Source organism: Streptomyces sp. CWNU-52B (assembly GCF_047444975.1).
Lineage (GTDB): Bacteria > Actinomycetota > Actinomycetes > Streptomycetales > Streptomycetaceae > Streptomyces.
Window position 1 is genome coordinate 107763 of sequence record NZ_JBLFJV010000028.1, and the last position, 15557, is coordinate 123319.

16 protein-coding genes are annotated in these 15557 nt (G+C 69.6%); 6 read left to right on the forward strand and 10 right to left on the reverse strand.

Annotation, left to right across the window (positions count from 1 at the left end; translation table 11 throughout):
* Positions 1-7 precede the first annotated feature (7 nt).
* The 5 genes from ACLVWQ_RS26415 to ACLVWQ_RS26435 all read right to left on the reverse strand — a co-directional run bounded on the left by ACLVWQ_RS26415 (position 8) and on the right by ACLVWQ_RS26435 (position 3271).
* The gene (locus tag ACLVWQ_RS26415) at positions 8-469 is read right to left on the reverse strand and encodes a DUF1772 domain-containing protein (protein ID WP_414111666.1); all 462 of its coding nucleotides are present in this window, start codon (positions 467-469) and stop codon (positions 8-10) included.
* Positions 466-1170 (reverse strand): TetR/AcrR family transcriptional regulator, encoded by a 705-nt coding sequence (locus ACLVWQ_RS26420; RefSeq protein ID WP_414111667.1) that lies wholly within the window; start codon positions 1168-1170, stop codon positions 466-468. The genes ACLVWQ_RS26415 and ACLVWQ_RS26420 overlap by 4 nt, the downstream gene beginning before the upstream one ends.
* Positions 1167-1607: an ester cyclase gene (locus ACLVWQ_RS26425; RefSeq protein ID WP_414111668.1), complete on the reverse strand. Its 441-nt coding sequence runs from the start codon at positions 1605-1607 to the stop codon at positions 1167-1169. Before ACLVWQ_RS26425 ends, ACLVWQ_RS26420 begins: the two co-directional genes overlap by 4 nt.
* A gap of 129 nt (positions 1608-1736) precedes the next feature.
* Complete coding sequence (locus ACLVWQ_RS26430) at positions 1737-2387, reverse strand: hemerythrin domain-containing protein (protein WP_414111669.1); 651 nt, start codon at positions 2385-2387, stop codon at positions 1737-1739.
* The gene (locus ACLVWQ_RS26435) at positions 2384-3271 is read right to left on the reverse strand and encodes an NmrA family NAD(P)-binding protein (protein ID WP_414111670.1); all 888 of its coding nucleotides are present in this window, start codon (positions 3269-3271) and stop codon (positions 2384-2386) included. The genes ACLVWQ_RS26430 and ACLVWQ_RS26435 overlap by 4 nt, the downstream gene beginning before the upstream one ends.
* A gap of 361 nt (positions 3272-3632) precedes the next feature.
* Between ACLVWQ_RS26435 and ACLVWQ_RS26440 the strand changes: the two genes are divergently transcribed.
* Entirely contained in the window at positions 3633-4076 is a 444-nt protein-coding gene (locus tag ACLVWQ_RS26440) for a MarR family winged helix-turn-helix transcriptional regulator (protein ID WP_414111671.1), read from the forward strand.
* Positions 4077-4345: 269 nt separating this feature from the next.
* Complete coding sequence (locus tag ACLVWQ_RS26445) at positions 4346-4978, forward strand: NAD(P)-dependent oxidoreductase (RefSeq protein ID WP_414111672.1); 633 nt, start codon at positions 4346-4348, stop codon at positions 4976-4978.
* Between the two features lie 159 nt (positions 4979-5137).
* Here the strand turns inward: ACLVWQ_RS26445 and ACLVWQ_RS26450 are convergent, their stop codons facing one another.
* A complete protein-coding gene (locus ACLVWQ_RS26450; RefSeq protein ID WP_414111673.1) occupies positions 5138-5986 on the reverse strand; it encodes a helix-turn-helix transcriptional regulator in 849 nt (282 codons plus the stop codon).
* A 140-nt stretch (positions 5987-6126) separates the two neighbouring features.
* On the opposite strand from ACLVWQ_RS26450, the gene ACLVWQ_RS26455 reads away from it, so the two are divergent.
* Together ACLVWQ_RS26455 and ACLVWQ_RS26460 are read left to right on the forward strand one after the other, a co-directional pair.
* Positions 6127-7092, forward strand: coding sequence for an SDR family NAD(P)-dependent oxidoreductase (locus ACLVWQ_RS26455; protein ID WP_414111674.1), 966 nt, complete (start codon positions 6127-6129; stop codon positions 7090-7092).
* 248 nt (positions 7093-7340) lie between these two features.
* Positions 7341-8543 carry a glycoside hydrolase family 88/105 protein gene (locus ACLVWQ_RS26460; RefSeq protein ID WP_414111675.1) on the forward strand — a complete coding sequence of 401 codons (1203 nt, stop codon included), beginning with the start codon at positions 7341-7343 and terminating at the stop codon, positions 8541-8543.
* A gap of 3 nt (positions 8544-8546) precedes the next feature.
* On the opposite strand, the gene ACLVWQ_RS26465 is transcribed toward ACLVWQ_RS26460, so the two are convergent.
* Positions 8547-9554 (reverse strand): LacI family DNA-binding transcriptional regulator, encoded by a 1008-nt coding sequence (locus tag ACLVWQ_RS26465; protein ID WP_414111729.1) that lies wholly within the window; start codon positions 9552-9554, stop codon positions 8547-8549.
* A gap of 312 nt (positions 9555-9866) precedes the next feature.
* On the opposite strand from ACLVWQ_RS26465, the gene ACLVWQ_RS26470 reads away from it, so the two are divergent.
* Both ACLVWQ_RS26470 and ACLVWQ_RS26475 read left to right on the forward strand, forming a co-directional pair.
* A complete protein-coding gene (locus ACLVWQ_RS26470) occupies positions 9867-10745 on the forward strand; it encodes a cyclase family protein (protein ID WP_414111676.1) in 879 nt (292 codons plus the stop codon).
* Positions 10746-11059: 314 nt separating this feature from the next.
* Complete coding sequence (locus tag ACLVWQ_RS26475) at positions 11060-11878, forward strand: endo alpha-1,4 polygalactosaminidase (protein ID WP_414111677.1); 819 nt, start codon at positions 11060-11062, stop codon at positions 11876-11878.
* 62 nt (positions 11879-11940) lie between these two features.
* Here the strand turns inward: ACLVWQ_RS26475 and ACLVWQ_RS26480 are convergent, their stop codons facing one another.
* From ACLVWQ_RS26480 to ACLVWQ_RS26490, 3 genes are all read right to left on the reverse strand, one after another.
* The gene (locus tag ACLVWQ_RS26480; RefSeq protein WP_414111678.1) at positions 11941-13269 is read right to left on the reverse strand and encodes an alpha-glucosidase/alpha-galactosidase; all 1329 of its coding nucleotides are present in this window, start codon (positions 13267-13269) and stop codon (positions 11941-11943) included.
* A gap of 248 nt (positions 13270-13517) precedes the next feature.
* Entirely contained in the window at positions 13518-14468 is a 951-nt protein-coding gene (locus tag ACLVWQ_RS26485) for a carbohydrate ABC transporter permease (protein WP_414111680.1), read from the reverse strand.
* Complete coding sequence (locus ACLVWQ_RS26490) at positions 14465-15547, reverse strand: carbohydrate ABC transporter permease (RefSeq protein WP_414111681.1); 1083 nt, start codon at positions 15545-15547, stop codon at positions 14465-14467. The genes ACLVWQ_RS26485 and ACLVWQ_RS26490 overlap by 4 nt, the downstream gene beginning before the upstream one ends.
* Between the last annotated feature and the right edge of the window lie 10 nt (positions 15548-15557).

Sequence of the window (15557 nt, forward strand, 5' to 3'; positions counted from 1 at the left end):
GGGTTCTTCAGGCGAGGAGGACGGTGAGAAGGCCGGCCAGGGCGACGGTCTGGAGGAGGGCGCGGGGCCAGATGACGCTGTCCCAGCGTTGTTGGAGTCGCCTGGTGTCGGCCGGGACGGTGTGCCCGGCCGCGGCCGCGCGCAGCCTCTTGTTGATGGGCGCGCTGATACGCAGGTAGACGGCGAGCCACCCGAGGAGCGCGAGTAGCGCGACGCCTCCGCCGACGCGCCCCGGGGTGCCGTCACCGGCGGCGGTGGCGACAGCCGTACCGATGATCGAGAGGACGCCCGGCAGGGGCAGCCGGCGGTCTCCGTATTCGTGGACCCTGCCGAGCAGGTCGGCCACGGAGGAGTCGGCCGCGCCGCTCGCGGCCGGGCGCAGGACGAGTGCGCAGAACAGATCGGTGCCGTAGATGAGTGCGGCGCTGAAGACGGCGACCAGTGCGGCGATGTCGGCGAGAGTGTTCATGTCGACCGGGGTGTCCCTTGCGTCCGGCCGGGGGTGGTCCCGGATGTCTCCGCTCCGGGCAGGACGCGGGTGAGGCAGTCGGTCAGCGCGTCCTCGAACAGGGCGTGCAGCCCGTCCGCTCCCACGCCTACACGGCCGACGACCCGCAGCGCGATCAGTCCGTGGGCCGTTGCCCACAGCCGCAGTACGTGCCGCTCGGGCTCGGTGCCGCCCGCGCCGGCGATGAGGCCGATCAGGAGATCGCCGACCGCCTGCCCTTCGTCCCAGGCGTCGGTGGCGGGCACCCGTACTCCGCCCAAGCCGTACATGAGCTGATACAGATCGGGTTCGGTCAGGGCGAAGTCGAGGTAGGCGTGCCCCGCCCGCCGCACAGCGGCGGCGGCCGAGTCCGAGATGCCCGAGGTGCCCGAGGTGCCCGAAGCGGGGGTGGCGGCGGTGGCCATGGAGTCCCGTAGCCGGGCGAACCCCTCGCGGACCAGCGCGAGCAGGATTTCGTCACGGCCGGGGAAGTAGCGGTAGGCGAAGTTGGCGGAGTACTCGATCTCGTCGGCGAGCCGGCGCATGGTCACCGCGTCCCACCCGTCGCGGCGGGCCACGTCGAGGGCCGCGGACAGGATCGACTCCCGCGCGGCGGCCCTCTCCCGTTCCCTGCGTCGCTGCGCCGGGGTCGGCTCGGGCCGGTCCCGCTCGTCGCGCGTCACCGGGCGTCCTCGCCGGCCAGTTGCGCGAAGAACGCCTGCCCGTCCAGTTGGTCCCAGTGCTCGACGGCCATCCCGTCGACGACGCGCCAGATGTCGATCGAGTGCATCACCACCGGGCGGCCGGTGGGCGGCAGCCCCATGAAGGGCCCCTGGAAGGTCGCCCGGTAGGTGAAGCGGCCGGCGACCCGGTCGCCGTCGACCAGCACGTCGTCCAGGCTCACCTCGGTGTCGGGGAACGCCGCGAACCACTGCGCCCAGAACGCCCTGTTCGCCTCGCGGCCGTCGTCGACGTAGGCGTTGTGGTTGACGTAGTCCTCGGCGACGAACCCGTCGACCGCGTCGGGGTCGTGCCCGTTCATCAGGCCCGCGAACGCATGGGCGACGGTCTCTGTACTGCCCTGCGTGGTGGTACTGCCCCGCGTGGTGCTCGTGCTCATGACCCACCTCCGATTGTGGTTACGTTGTAACCATAGTGTACGGCGTAACCAAGTGGGTCAAGCAGTCGGCAATCGGCGGTCGGGCAATCGGTGGTCGGCGGTCGGCATTCGGCTGGCGGGCGGTGGGCCTCAGCCGCGGAGCGCGGTGGTTTCGCGGATGAACTGGCGGTGGCCGATCAGCTTGAAGGCCAGCCGCGCTGGGGCGGGTATGACCCGCATGAACCTCTGGCGTTCCGCGTCGTCGGCCTCCTCGGTGATGTGGCCGAGGATGACCAGTCGCCGGGTGAGCGGGATCGCGCTCATGCCGTGCTTGCCGAGCGCGTCCCATTCGCTCTGCGTCAGGGTGACGGCGACGACCGGGAGCAGCTTCTCCTCCTCCTCGGCCAGGTGGTCGATCAGTGTCGGCATCATGGCTTCGATCCGGGCGGCCATCCGCTCGCCGGTGGCCGCGTCGGCGGTCGCCGTCCACGCCGGCAGCTCCGCTTCGAGGGCTGTGACGGTGTCGTCGACCTGGGTGTGCTGCGCGTCCATCCGGTCCATCAGGTCCTGGTCGAGCGTGGTCCGCTCCCGCAGCAAGGGGAAGAGCAGTTCGTCCTCGCCGGTGTGGTGCGTGTGCAGGAAGTCGAGCATCTCCCGGGCGTGCGCGCCGATGGCCTTCGACCGTGCGCGGTCGTGGGCCGCGGAGCGGAACAGCCGGGGGAGCCGGCCGAACTCGCGCCGGAGGACACGGTGGATCAGCACCATCTCGTGGGTGTCGACCCCGGAGCCGGGGGCCGTCACCGTGACTCCTCGACGGCTGCGGCGTTCTGAGCGGCTTCGGGAGCGGGGAACTCGTCGCGGTGGGTCCGTGCCCAGTCGGCGAAGCTGCGTGCCGGGCGGCCGGTGACCGCGGCGATGTCACCTGCCGGCGTGGAGTTGTACGGCTCCGTGGTGGAGCGGAAGAGCTCGACGACGGCGTGCGCGTGCTCCTCGGTCATGCCGTAGGACACCATCTGCGTGAGCATGCCGTCCGGGTCGGCTTCGACGTAGCGCAGGTCGCGGCCCAGCACCTGGCCGAGGATCGCGACCTGGTCGGAGGGGCTGAGCGGTGCGGGGCCGGTGAGCACGTAGACGCGGTGGTTGTGGCCGTCCTCGGTGAGGCAGGCCGCGGCGACCGCTGCGATGTCCGCCGGGTCGACGACGGGGGCCCGGCCGGCGGCGAACGGGGCGTACACGACCTGACCGGCCGCGGTCATTCCCGCCCAGTTGAGCGCGTTGGACATGAACGCGGTGGGCCGCAGGAACGTCCAGCCGATGCCGCTGTCGCGGATCGCCTCCTCGCCGGTGCGGTGCAAGGTGCTGATCGGGTCGGTGGCGTCGTGTCCGACGTTGCGTACGGACAGCTTGACGATCCGCTCCACGCCCGCTCGCTGCGCCGCGGCGATGAGCCGGTGATCGTGTGCGGCGATGTGCAGCCCGTCGGTCAGCAGGAACACCGCGTGGACGCCGTCCAGCACGGGTGCCAGATCGCTGTCCCCGAGATCGGCCACGACTTTCTGGACGCCGTCGGGGAAAACCGCGCCGGGGTCGCGGGTGAGAGCCCTTATGCGACCTGCCTGAGCGGGGAGGAGCGCTGTGATGACTTCCGAACCGACAGTGCCGGTGGCTCCGGTGATCAAAATCATGAGTTCTGGTCCTTCGTCGGAGATGGGGTTTCGGGGTGATTCGAGAGCGGGTGAATGTCTCGTGGGACAGACACCGCCACCGCCCCGCGATGGCGCGATGGGCCGGCTGATCCTCGTTCGGGTCTCGGCCGCGGAGTGACTGGCTGCCATGAGGTCCGAACTAGTCAGCTTTCATGACGACTATAGTCACGCATACGAACCGATGGCAACAGCGGCCGGTGTGACGTCACCGAGGGGCGGGTGGTGCATACGGAGCGCGGCGTGCGGGGCGCCGCGACACGCGCCGCCGCCGTCGACGAATCGGCCGCGGCGTAGGGTGTGAACCGCGCGGGACCAGGTGGACGACGGAGCGGGGAGCGGTATGGGCGACGAGCAGCGGGTTGATCTGGGGACGTCATTGTTCATCCCGTACCGGTACACGGAGGACCGGATATTCCAGACTCTGCGGGATGCCGGGTTCGACGACTGGACCCTCGCGCAGTGCCGGGTGTTCCAGCGCGTCGCCCAGGACGGTTCGCGCCTCACGGACCTCGCTGACCAGGCGCAGATGACCAAACAGAGCGCCAGTGTGATGGTCGATCAGCTGGAGAGCCTGGGCTACGTCCGCCGGATCCCCGACCCCGCGGACGGCCGCGCCCGGCTGATCGTGATGGAGCGGCGCGGCCTGCGGGCGGTCGAGGTGGCCATGGCGACGCGCGACGAGATCCTCGCGGAGTGGAAGGAGTACCTGGGTACCCGCAACTTCGCGCTGCTGCAGCAGATCCTGGATCAGCTCCGCGAGATCACCGACCCCTACGCGCGGTAGGGCTGGTCGCGCCGGCCCGTCCGTGCCGATTCCCGCAGGCCCCCGATCCGCCGGGCCCGGCGGACGTCGTCAGGTCTCGACCCATCTTTTGACATAGTCAGTTTCATTGACTACCTTGGTTGATGAGCCTGACCATGTCCGGTGATGAGCGGCTGATCGCCGCGGTGCGCAGTGCCCAGGCGAACCGGACCGCTGCCGCACAGACGGCCGCCACGGGCAGAGGTGTGAGCGCGAGCGCCCACTCATCCTTTCGATAGGGAGCGAAGATCGTGAAGTTTCTTGTTCTTGGAGCAACCGGACGCACCGGCGTCCTCTTCATGGAAAAGGCACTGGACCAGGGACACCAGGTCACCGCCGTCGTGCGGCGGGCCGGCTCCGCCGTCGACCCGCGCGCCCAGACCGTCACCGGCGACGTCACCGACGCCGCCGTGCTCGCGACGGCGGCCCGAGGCCACGACGCGATCGTCAGCACGCTCGGAGTGAAGAGCGCCCGCGAGACCCCGACGCTGATCACCGACACCGTCCGCGCGGTCATCGCATCCGCGAAGACATCGGGCGTCGACCGTTTCGTCCTCCTGTCCGCGTTCGGGGTCGGCGACTCCCTCGCCAAGGCCTCGTTCGTCGTCTCCCCGATCTTCCGAACGGTGCTTCGGAAGGTCTACGCGGACAAGGCCGCGTCCGAGGTGCTCCTGAGGGCCAGCGATCTGAAGTGGACCCTCGAATACCCCGGAGCGCTGAACAACGGTGACAGCACCCGCTACGACGCCGCCGCGCTCGCGGACGTCAAGAAGCTGCCGCTCTTCCCGTCGACCTCGCGCACGAACGTCGCCGAATTCCTCCTCCGCTCCGCCGTGGAAGACACCTTCATCCGCCAGATCGCCGTGGTCACGGACGCCAAATAGACCACCGGCGCAGGCCGGGAAGCACCGATCGCCGGCCTGGCACTGGTGCTTGAGCGCCTACTCCCGGTCTGCCTCACGTCGCGCCGGCGGGCCGGGCCCCGACGTCGACCGGCGGCACCCGTCGCACCCGGCGTACCGTCACCCGCGTGAACGCCGGACTCAGGGCGGCGTCGTCATGCGGTCGGTGCCGATGACGCGCAGGATGTCGAGCGCCGAGGCCTCCGCCGTGCCCGGTGCGGCGGAGTAGACGATCAACGACTGGTCGGTGTCCGGGAGCAACAGCGTGTCGCAGTCCAGGACGAGGCGGCCCACCTCGGGGTGTTCGATCGTCTTGTGCATCGACCGGTGCACCGTCGAGCGCCCCTCCTCCCAGATGCTCCGGAAGCGCTCACTGCCGGTGGTCAGTTCCGCGATCAAGCCGCTGAGCGCCGAGTCGGCCGGGTAGCGCGACAGCGCCGTACGCAGCAGACCGACCGCTTGCCGCGCCCACATCGCGTCCTGGTCCGGGGCGAGGACCACGCGAGCGTGGCCGGTGCCCAGGAACCCCTGCCAGATGATGTTGTGAGGTCCCTCGGGACTCTCGCTGAGGTCTCCCAGGAGCGCGCACCCCATCGGGTTCTGCGCCAGGACGTCGCCCTTGGCCGACAACACCACCGCGGGGAGGTCGGTCAGCCGCTGGAGCAGCCGCAGCACGCTCGGCCGGATCGACATCTCGATCACCCCGACGAGCGGTGGCGCGCTGCCGGCGAGGCGGAAGACCTGGTCGCGTTCGTCGGGCTCAAGCAGAAGAGCCTGAGTCAGTGCCTCGAGCACCTGGGTGGAGGGCCGCGGTCCGCGACCCTGCTCCAGCCGGACCACGTACTCCACGCTCACCCCCGCGAGCAGGGCCACCTCCTCGCGGCGCAGTCCGGCCACCCGCCGTCGGGGGCCGGCGGTGAGACCGACCTCCCAGGGTGCGACGCGTGCCCGTGCGGCCCTGAGCACACGGGCGAGTTCGAGACGGTCCATGCGGCCATTGTCGCCCCGGCGGTGCCGGACATCCTGGTACGGCCACTCCTACTCACAGGCGTACCTGTATCGCGTACCGGCTCCGGCACATCATGAAGACGACGCCGCACCTTGGCGCCGTCGACGAAGGAGCACTTGCCATGACCACGATTCTGATCACCGGCGGCCACTCGGGTATCGGTCTCGCCGCGGCGCGCGTACTCGCCGCACGGAACATCGACATCGTCCTGGCGGGACGCAGTCCGGAGCGCATGCGGCAGGTCGCGGACGAACTGCGCGCGGCGCACGGCGTGACCGTGACCACGCTGACGCTCGACACGTCGTCACTCGCGTCGGTCCGGGCCGGCGCCGCACAGGTCCGTACGGCGGTCGAGACCGGCGAGATCGGATCGCTCGGCGCGATTCTCTGCAACGCGGGCGGCCGTTTCGACGGCAAGGTCTCCTACAGCCCCGACGGGTATGAGACGACCTTCGCGACGAACTGCCTCGGGCACTTCCTGTTCGTCGAGCTGCTGCTTCCGAGCCTGGCCGAACAGGGTCGCGTCGTGTACACCGCCAGCGGTACCCACGACCCGGATTCACGGGACGGGAAGATGGTCGGCGCCGCCGTGGAGCCTGACGCCGTCGCGCTGGCGAACGACGGCAAGAGCGGCGGCAAGGCGCTGTCCGCGGGAAAGCGTTACTCCACCTCGAAAATGTGCACGGTGATGTACGCCTACGAGTTGGACCGCAGGCTCCGCCGGGCCGGCAGTTCGGTCGTCTCGATCGCCTACGACCCGGGAGCCGTGCCGGGGACCGGATTTCTCCGTGGAATGCCGAAGCCGGTCCAGTGGTTCTCGGGGACAGGCGTGATGAATTGGATGAGCAGGCGCATAGGTGTCACCACGTCCGACGTCGAATTCTCCGGCGCGTCCTTGGCCGCCCTTGCGGCGGATCCCGGCCACGCGGGCCATTCCGGCCTGTACTTGCAGGCGCACGACGGAACCCTCTCGGCCGTGCGATCCGCGCGGATGTCCTACGACGAGCAGAGGGCGGCGAAGTTGTGGGACGACTCCAGGCGACTCGTCCACCTGACCGACGAGGAAGAGCCTGCGCAACTGCGATGACCACAGGGGTGGCACGGGCCCGGGGGAGTGGCAAAAGGCTCACAAATGCAGTGAACTCGACCCTGCCGACGAATGGTGGAATGAGCTAATCAATATTAGCACCTTGTGAACTCGAACCGAGGCTGCTTTCCTTTCGTCACAGGGCCGGATGGAGCGGAACACTTCGGCCCGGAAGAGGAAATGTTCGCACCGAAGTTGACGAATCCGGGACCGGCGGCGCGGATTCATCTCCCAGGAAAGGACGACGGATGCAAGGGAACTCCATTCCTCCTGCCAGGCGCACCGTACTGGCGGGCGCTCTGGGCGCGCTCGGCACGCTGGCCGCCGGGAATTCACCCGCCTGGGCCGTGGGCCGCAAGCCGGCGTCGGGCGACGCCGCCGCATCATCGGTGGACTGGTCCCGCGCCGTGATCGACTCGACGATGCAGCGGTATTCGCCGACGACGCTGCGGGGATGGGACTACACGATCGGTCTCTACCTCTACGGGCAGTATCTCTTCTACAAACGCACCGGGGAGCAGAAGTACCTCGACTACGTCGTGGCCTGGTACGACCGCTTCATCACCGACGCCGGGATCTCCAACGCCTTCAGTACGCTCGACTCGATGCGCTCGTGTCAGATGCTGCCGCTCCTGTACGAGGAGACGGGCGTCGAGAAGTACAGAACGGCTTCCGTCCAACTGCGCCAGACCTTTCCCTCCTACCCCCGTACGTCCGACGGCGGGATGTTCCACTCCAAGGCCAAGGTCGGCCAACTGTGGGGCGACGGTGTGTACATGGCCCAGCCGTTCCTCGCGCTGTACGGCGAGACGTTCGGCGACGGCGCCTACTGCTACGAGGAGGCGGCCAAGAACGTCGTCGTGTATTTCGACCGGCTGAAGGAGCCGGCGAAGGGCCTGCTCTACCACGCCTACGACGAGGACGGCTCCGAGGCGTGGGCGTCCGGGACCGGGCACCACTCGAAGTACCACTGGGCCCGAGCCATCGGGTGGTTCGGCATGACAGCGGTCGACCTCCTCGAAGTGCTGCCGGCCGGCCACCCCCGGCGCGCCGCGCTGATCGACATCGTCCGCTTCCTCGCCGCCGGCTACCAGCGCTACCAGGACCAGGCGACAGGGCTCTGGTACCAGGTCGTCGACCGAGGCGGTGACGCGCAGAACTGGCTGGAGACCTCGGCGTCCTCGATGTACGCGTTCACGATCGCCCGGGGCGTCGAGCGCGGCTATCTGCCGTCGACGTACCAGGCCGTGGCGGACCGCGGTTACGCCGGCGTACAGGGCAGGGTGTCGATCGGTTCCGACGGCCTGACGAACATCACCGACATCTGTGTCGGCACCAACGTCGGCGACCTGCAGTTCTACTACGACCGGGCCCGCCTGACGAACGACTTCCACGGTCTGGGCGCCTACCTGATCATGAACGAGCAGTTCACCCGCACCTCCCGAGCCTGACCGTCAGGCGGCCGGACCGAGGGTGGAACCGGCGACGGGGGCGCAGTCGAGCAGTTCCTGAGGCGGGCCGGCGCCCGCGATCGCCGCCGTGAGCAGGTCGACCGACCTGCGGCCCATGCGGGTGCGGGGAACGGCGAATCCGGTGAGGTCGAGGTCCCCGTCCACCGGGTGGGTGAGGGTGCCCAGCGCCAGTACGGACAGATCCTCGGGCACGCGCACGCCCCGCTCGCCGGCGGTCCGGATCAATGTCACCGCGTCCGCCGGCTCTTCGACGAACACAGCGGTCACCCGGGTCTCCAGCAGCGCGTCGAGTTCTGCCCGGTCGACGCGCACGCCCCGCACACCGAGCCGTACGCCGTCCGCGATGCCCAGCCGGAAACCGAGATAGCGGTCGGCGTACGACTCCGGCCCCGCTCCGGTGCCCGCGTAGGCGAGCCTGCGGTGGCCCAACGCCGTCGCCCGGCCCACCAACTCCCGTACCGCGGACGGGTAGTCGGCGCCCACGTACGGGACGGGGGCGCCCGCGTCCGCCCGCCGGCCGACCGAGATGAACGGCACCCGGTCGGCGAGCATACGGGCCAGGTCCGCGTGGTCCAGGGAGCGGCCGAGGAGTATGCAGCCGTCGGCGAGCCGCATCCGGCCGTCCTCGCCGAGGACCCTCCTGCCGTGCGCGTGGCTCCTGCCGTCGGTGAACAACAGCAGATCGCAGCCCACGGCCTCCGCCCGCTCCTCGATGCCGATCAGGAACGGGTGGTAGAAGTCGGCGCTCGACGAGGGGAAGGCGGCCTCGTAGGTGAAGACGCCGAGGATGCGCTGGTGCCGACCGGCGGGGCGGCGGGCGGCGGTGGCGGCCACGTAGCCGGTGTCGCGCATCAACCGCAGGACGCGTTCGCGGGTGGCGGCGGCGATCCTGACGCCGGAGTCCGCGCGGTTGTTGAGGACCAGGGACACGGTCGTCTGGCTCACTCCGGCCATGCGGGCTATGTCCCGCTGAGTCAGCCGCCGATGCATGGCAGTCACGGTCGGTAACTTCCAATCCCGGTCGATCGACGGACGAGGGATGGTGCTGTGACGCATGAGAACCCGACGGACTGATTCTGGGCTGGCCTCCCGGACGTCGTCAACCCACAGTACTAATCCGCATAAGCGGCTCGACGGCCGCTGCCGACGGGGCAGTTGGGCCCATCGGGCGTGCCCGTCACACACGGTGGGAGTCGGCTCGTCCGGACTAGTGTTCTCAAGCGCCAGCAACATCGGTGACGACAGCGACAGACAGCAACAGACGAGCGATGAACGAGCACCAGACGAGAGGGGACCGACCGCATGGCCGATCCGACTGAGTCCGACCTGCCCGACAACTGGGGGCGATGGGGCGCCGACGACGAACTCGGCACGCTCAATCTGATCACCGACGACGTGCGCGCGAAGGCCGCCTCGGAGGTGCGGACCGGCCGGTGGGCATCGCTGGCGCAGCCGATCACGCCCAACCAGATGGTCATGAGCCCGTTCGGTCCCGCGACGGTGGAGATGGAACCGGTGCAGCAGATGCTGGCGCACACCGGAGGCCCGGTGGCGGCGGATCTGATGGTGGTCCAGAACCATCATGCCAAGTCGACGCACCTCGACGCGCTGGCGCACTGGTCCACCGACGGCAAGGTCTACCCGGGGCGCCCGCGCGAGGAGGTCGTGACCATGGGGGGTGTCACGCACGCCTCGACGGCGGCCTTCGCCGCGGGGATCGTGACCCGTGGAGTCCTGCTCGATCTGGCTGTCGAGGGGCCGCTCGCACCCGCGCACGCGGTGACGTCGCACGACTTCGAACAGGCCGAGAAGCGGCAGGGCGTCGAGGTGGGTCCGGGTGACGCGCTGGTGCTGCGCCTGGGCTGGCCGGCCACCCAGGTCCCCGGCACGCCGACACCGGGCATCAGCCTCGACGCGGTGCGCTGGATGCACCGCCGCGGGGTCGCCCTGTGCGCGCCCGACCGGGGTGACGCGTTTCCGCCGCTGGACCCGGGCGGGCCGTCCCCGCTGCACGGAGTCGCGCTGGGCCGGATGGCGATGCCGCTGATCGACGCCGTCCGGCTCGACGACCTGGCCGCGCTGTGCGCGGAGCTGAAGCGCTACAGCTTCATGCTCACCGTCGCCCCGCCGCGCATCCACGGCCTGACCGGGGTACCGGTCAACCCCATCGCCACGTTCTGACCGCGGGGCCGGCCGGTCGGCGCCCACGGCGCACGGTCGCGTCGTCAAAGTGCCTCAACTGGTCGGGTAAACGGACGGGTTGGGGCCAAAGACGAGTTCGGGTGCTGATCGTTCCGTAACCGGGCCCGGCCGGTTGACATGGCGTGAGCCGCTCGGTTTACTCCCTGCAGCGCCAACATCAAACACCTGGCGCCAGAGGTACGCCCAGCCGGTAGTGCGGTCCTTTCCGCCGCAAGTCCGGACACAGTCGCCAGGACGGACGCATCGAAGCGCAGTCCGAGGCGGGGACGTACCCCCACCTTCTGGAGCTCCACATGCCCCACACCCATCGTGTGCGATCCCGCAAGCCTGCCCTGCTGGCGGCGTCCTTGACGTGCGCCGTCGTCGGTGGACTGCTCGTCTCCGCGAGCGCGAACGCCGCCGCGCAGGCGGTGGAACCGCCGCCGGTCAACCAGCCCTTCGACTACCAGATCGGCCAGGCGTACACCCCGGCCGCGGACGTGAAGGTCGTCTCCCGCGACCACACCGCCGCCCCGGCGGCAGGGCTGTACAACATCTGTTACGTCAACGCCTTCCAGGCTCAGGAGGGCGCCGAGGACGAGTGGGGCGACCTGCTGCTCACCGACGCCGACGGAGAGGTCGTCTACGACCCGGACTGGGACGAGGCCTTCCTCGACATCCGCACCGCCGCCAAGCGTGAGCAGGTCGCCGCGAAGGTCAACGCCTGGGTCGACGACTGCGCCGACAAGGGCTTCGACGCCGTCGAGCCCGACAACCTCGACTCCTTCACCCGCACCGACCTGATCAGCGAGGACAACGCCAAGGCGTTCGTCAGGCTGCTCGCGGACCACGCCCACGACAAGGGCCTGGCCATCGGCCAGAAGAACACCCCTGAGCTCTCCACCGAGCGCTCCGCGACCGGCCTGGACTTCGCCGTCGCCGAGGAGTGCGGGGAGTGGAAGGAGTGCGGTGACTACACCGAGGGCTTCAACGACAACGTCATCGTGATCGAGTACCAGCAGAAGTACTTCGACGAGACGTGCACCCAGTGGGGCGGCCGCCTCAGCGTCGTCCTGCGTGACGTGTTCGTCACCGCCCCCGGCGGCAGCGCGTACGTGCGCAAGGCCTGCTGAGCCGGCTCCGTACCGGTCCGTCGGCATGACCGACGGACCGGTACGGCGGCTCCGGCCGCCTCTCAGTGGCCGAGGGTGGCGCGCAGCGCGGGCTGAAGGAGCTCCGCGTGGGCTCGTACCATGTCGTCGCACAGGTCCCAGATGCGCTCGACCGGCAGGGCCGCGGCGGTGGCGGGATCGGCCATGGCCGCCTGGCGGACGGACCGGGGGTCGTCCTCGAGGGCGGCGCGGACCACCAGCTCGTTCATGCTCAGGTAGTTGCGGTTGAGCGCCGCCAACTGCGCTGGCAGCGCACCGACCTTGGTCGGCTGGACGCCCAGCGCGTCGACCAGGCAGGGCACTTCGACGACGCCGGAGGCCGGTAGGTTGTCGATCAGCCCGTGGTTGGGGACGTTGCCGTAGACGGTGCGCGGCGTACCGGTGACGATGCTGTGGATGATCTGCGGCGCGTACTCCATGGTGCCCTCGACCGGCAGCGGCGTACCCGCGGCGAGCGCCTCGCGGGTGTGTTCGTACGCGGCCACGTTCTCGTCGACGATGCCGAGGTAGGCGCCGATCGGGAGCCGGAGCCTCTCGATCTCGCTGTCGTGGTGCAGGTACCAGGGCACGTACTCGGAGGAGTGCTCGCTCGTCTCCGTCGGGTAGAAGCCCAGACGCCGGTACATGTCGACGCGGACGCGGCGCCGCAACTGCGGGTCCTTCGCGATCAGTTCGTCGAGTCGGGGGTAGAGGTCGACTCCCTGGTGCTCCAGACGCAGCACCCAGGCCTGGTGGTTGACGCCGGCGGCACGGTAGGTGACTTCCTCGTGCGGTACGCCCAGCAGTTCGGCCAGGTCGTGGATGGTCCAGTACACCGAGTGGCACAGCCCCACGACGCGGGTCAGCCCGGTGGCCCGGGTCAGGTACTGGACGTTCATGGCCATCGGGTTGGTGTAGTTGAGCAGCCAGGCGTCCGGGCAGACCTCGGCGATGTCGGCGCCGAGCGACTTGAGCAGGGGGAAGGTGCGCAGCGCGCGAAAGATGCCGCCGATGCCCAGGGTGTCGCCGATGGTCTGCCGCAGGCCGTAGCGCTGCGGGACGTCGAAGTCGGTCCGGGTGGCGTCCCCCATGCCGACCTGCACGATGTTGATGACGAAGTCGGCTCCCTGGAGTGCCTCGCGGCGGTCCAGGTGGCCGGTGATCCGGGGACGGGCACCGCCGGTCCCGGTCAGCCGGTCCGCGATCTGGCGGGCCGCTCCCTCGGCGGTGGTGAGGCGCTCGGCGTCGATGTCGTGCAGCGCGACATGGGCGCCCCGCAGCTCGGGGAAGGCCAGCAGGTCGGCCAGCAGGCCCTGGGTGAACACGACACTGCCCGCGCCGATGAAGGCGATCTTCGGGGTGCTGAGGGTCATGACAGATTCTTTCCGTTTACGGGTGTGTGCGAGGGCGGTCATGGCCGCGCACGTAGGTCAGCTGGGCGGGAGCACCGCCGTGTGGCCGGTGGGTCGAAGGTGTGCGGCATCCGCCTTCCTGGGAGCTGGAGTTGGGGCTGGGAGCGGGAGCTGGAGTGGGATGGGCAGCCGGACGGCGACGGCCGGACCGGAGGCGCGCTGCGGCCAGGGCAATGGGGCGCAGGCGCAGGACGGGGCGGGAGCGCGGGCTACCCCTTGAGGCCGCTCGACGTGATCGACTGGATGAACGTCTTCTGGGCGAACAGGAAGGCGACCAGCACGGGCAGTACCGTGATCATGTTGCCCGCCATCACCGCGGACCACTTGGTGTGATGCAGCCCCTGGAACGTCGTCAGGCCCAGTTGCAGCGTGTACTGGGTGTCATGGTTGATGGCGATCAGGGGCCAGGTCAGGTCGTTCCACGTGGTGAGGAACGTCAGCACGGCCACGGTGCTCAGTGCCGGCCGGGACAGCGGCAGCACCACGCGGAAGAGCACGCCGAGCCGTGAGCAGCCGTCGAGCCACGCCGCCTCCTCCAGTTCCCTGGGCAGCGACAGGAAGAACTGCCGCAGCAGGTACACCGCGAACGGAGTGACCAGGGAAGGGACGATCAGCGCGCCCAGCGAGTCGACGAGCCCCAGGCGCTTCATGACCAGGAAGGTGGGGATCATCGTCAGCTGGAACGGGATCGCCATCGTGGCCAGCATCAGGCCGAGCAGCAGCCGGGAACCGGCGAACCGCATACGGGCGAAGGCGTAACCGCCCAGCGAGCCCAGCAGCAGGTTGGACGCCACCGCGGTCAGGGAGACGACAGCCGAGTTGAGGAACCACCGGGGGAACATCGCGTTGCCGATGACGTACCGGTACCCGCCCAGGTCGATCCGCGACGGCCACAGGGCCGGCGGGAACCTGTTGATCTCCGCGTCGCTCATGACGGAACTGATCAGCAGCCAGATCAGCGGAATCGCGAAGACCAGACAGAGCGGGGCGAGCAGGAGGTGCCAGGGACTGAACGGCAGCCGGAGCCGGCGTCGGGCCGGTCCCGCGGCAGCTCCGGCGGGGACGGAGGGTCCGGCAGCTCCGGCGGGTGCGGGAACAGCGGCGTCGGAGGACGTGCGGGGCGCGGAGGACGCGGCCGGAGAGGGGGACGCGGTCGTCATCGTGCGGCTCCTTCCAGGTGCTGGTCCACGTGCTTGTCCACGTGCTTGTCCAGGCTCCGGCCCGGTCGCCGGTCCGGGCGGACACGGTCACGCAGGGCTCGCACCGCCCGGGGGACCACGGTGAGGAGCAGCAGCGCGACAGCCAGGGCGTACGCCGCCGCCGCGCCGTAACCGGCCGTGAAGTTCTTGAACGCCTGCTCCCAGATGAAGTAGACGATCACGGTGGTGGAGCCCAGCGGGCCGCCCTTGGTCGTGACGTAGACGAGGTCGAAGACCTGCAGGGACGTGATGGTCTGCCACAGCAGGAGGAAGGTCATCACCGGGGTGAGCGTGGGCAGTACGACATGGCGCAGCAGTTGCAGATGCCCGGCCCCGTCGAGGCGGGCCGCCTCGGTGAGGGAGGGCGGGACGTCCTGGAGGGCCGCCAGCAGCACCACCACGCAGAATCCGGTGCCGCTCCACAGGGAGATCGCGAGGAGGGCGAACAACGCCTGCCCCGGATCGCTGAAGAAGCCCTGACGGGAGATGCCGAACTCGTTGAGGACGGCGTTGGCCGCGCCGAACTCCGGGTCGAGAATGAAGGAGAACAGCACTCCCTGGGCCGCGGCCGAGATGACGAACGGCACGAAGATGAGCGTCCGGTAGAGGCCGACCAGCCGGATGCGGCGGTTCAGGGCGAGGGCGAGCAGCAGCCCGATGCCGATGCTCAGCGGCACGTACAGGGCCGTGTACACGATCGTGTTGCGCACCGCCTCGTCGAAGTGCGGGTCCTGCGCCAGAGCGCGGTAGTTGTCGAGGCCGACCCATCGGCTGGGTGTCACCAGGTCGTCGGCCTGGAAGGACAGCAGCAGCGACCAGACGACCGGGACGACGCTCAGTCCGAGGATGACGAGGACGGAGGGCGAGATGAACGCCCAGGCCGTCGCCGTCTCCTGGCGTATCCGCCGGCGAGGGGCGCCGCGGCCCGGTGGACTGCCGGGCTTCGTACCGCCGTTGCCGGCGAGGAGACGTGGCCGCGTACGGGGACCGCGTTTCTCGCCCCGGTCCGTGAGAGTCAGTGGGGTGGGCAGGCGGGACATGGCAGGTCCT

What these genes read in the sequence shown, in the direction of transcription:
- ACLVWQ_RS26415 (WP_414111666.1), bottom strand. Translation starts at nt 469, where the DNA reads ATGAACACTCTCGCCGACATCGCCGCACTGGTCGCCGTCTTCAGCGCC.
- ACLVWQ_RS26425 (WP_414111668.1), bottom strand. Translation starts at nt 1,607, where the DNA reads ATGAGCACGAGCACCACGCGGGGCAGTACCACCACGCAGGGCAGTACA.
- ACLVWQ_RS26435 (WP_414111670.1), bottom strand. Translation starts at nt 3,271, where the DNA reads ATGATTTTGATCACCGGAGCCACCGGCACTGTCGGTTCGGAAGTCATC.
- ACLVWQ_RS26440 (WP_414111671.1), top strand. Translation starts at nt 3,633, where the DNA reads ATGGGCGACGAGCAGCGGGTTGATCTGGGGACGTCATTGTTCATCCCG.
- ACLVWQ_RS26450 (WP_414111673.1), bottom strand. Translation starts at nt 5,986, where the DNA reads ATGGACCGTCTCGAACTCGCCCGTGTGCTCAGGGCCGCACGGGCACGC.
- ACLVWQ_RS26455 (WP_414111674.1), top strand. Translation starts at nt 6,127, where the DNA reads ATGACCACGATTCTGATCACCGGCGGCCACTCGGGTATCGGTCTCGCC.
- ACLVWQ_RS26460 (WP_414111675.1), top strand. Translation starts at nt 7,341, where the DNA reads ATGCAAGGGAACTCCATTCCTCCTGCCAGGCGCACCGTACTGGCGGGC.
- ACLVWQ_RS26465 (WP_414111729.1), bottom strand. Translation starts at nt 9,554, where the DNA reads ATGCATCGGCGGCTGACTCAGCGGGACATAGCCCGCATGGCCGGAGTG.
- ACLVWQ_RS26470 (WP_414111676.1), top strand. Translation starts at nt 9,867, where the DNA reads ATGGCCGATCCGACTGAGTCCGACCTGCCCGACAACTGGGGGCGATGG.
- ACLVWQ_RS26475 (WP_414111677.1), top strand. Translation starts at nt 11,060, where the DNA reads ATGCCCCACACCCATCGTGTGCGATCCCGCAAGCCTGCCCTGCTGGCG.
- ACLVWQ_RS26480 (WP_414111678.1), bottom strand. Translation starts at nt 13,269, where the DNA reads ATGACCCTCAGCACCCCGAAGATCGCCTTCATCGGCGCGGGCAGTGTC.
- ACLVWQ_RS26485 (WP_414111680.1), bottom strand. Translation starts at nt 14,468, where the DNA reads ATGACGACCGCGTCCCCCTCTCCGGCCGCGTCCTCCGCGCCCCGCACG.
- ACLVWQ_RS26490 (WP_414111681.1), bottom strand. Translation starts at nt 15,547, where the DNA reads ATGTCCCGCCTGCCCACCCCACTGACTCTCACGGACCGGGGCGAGAAA.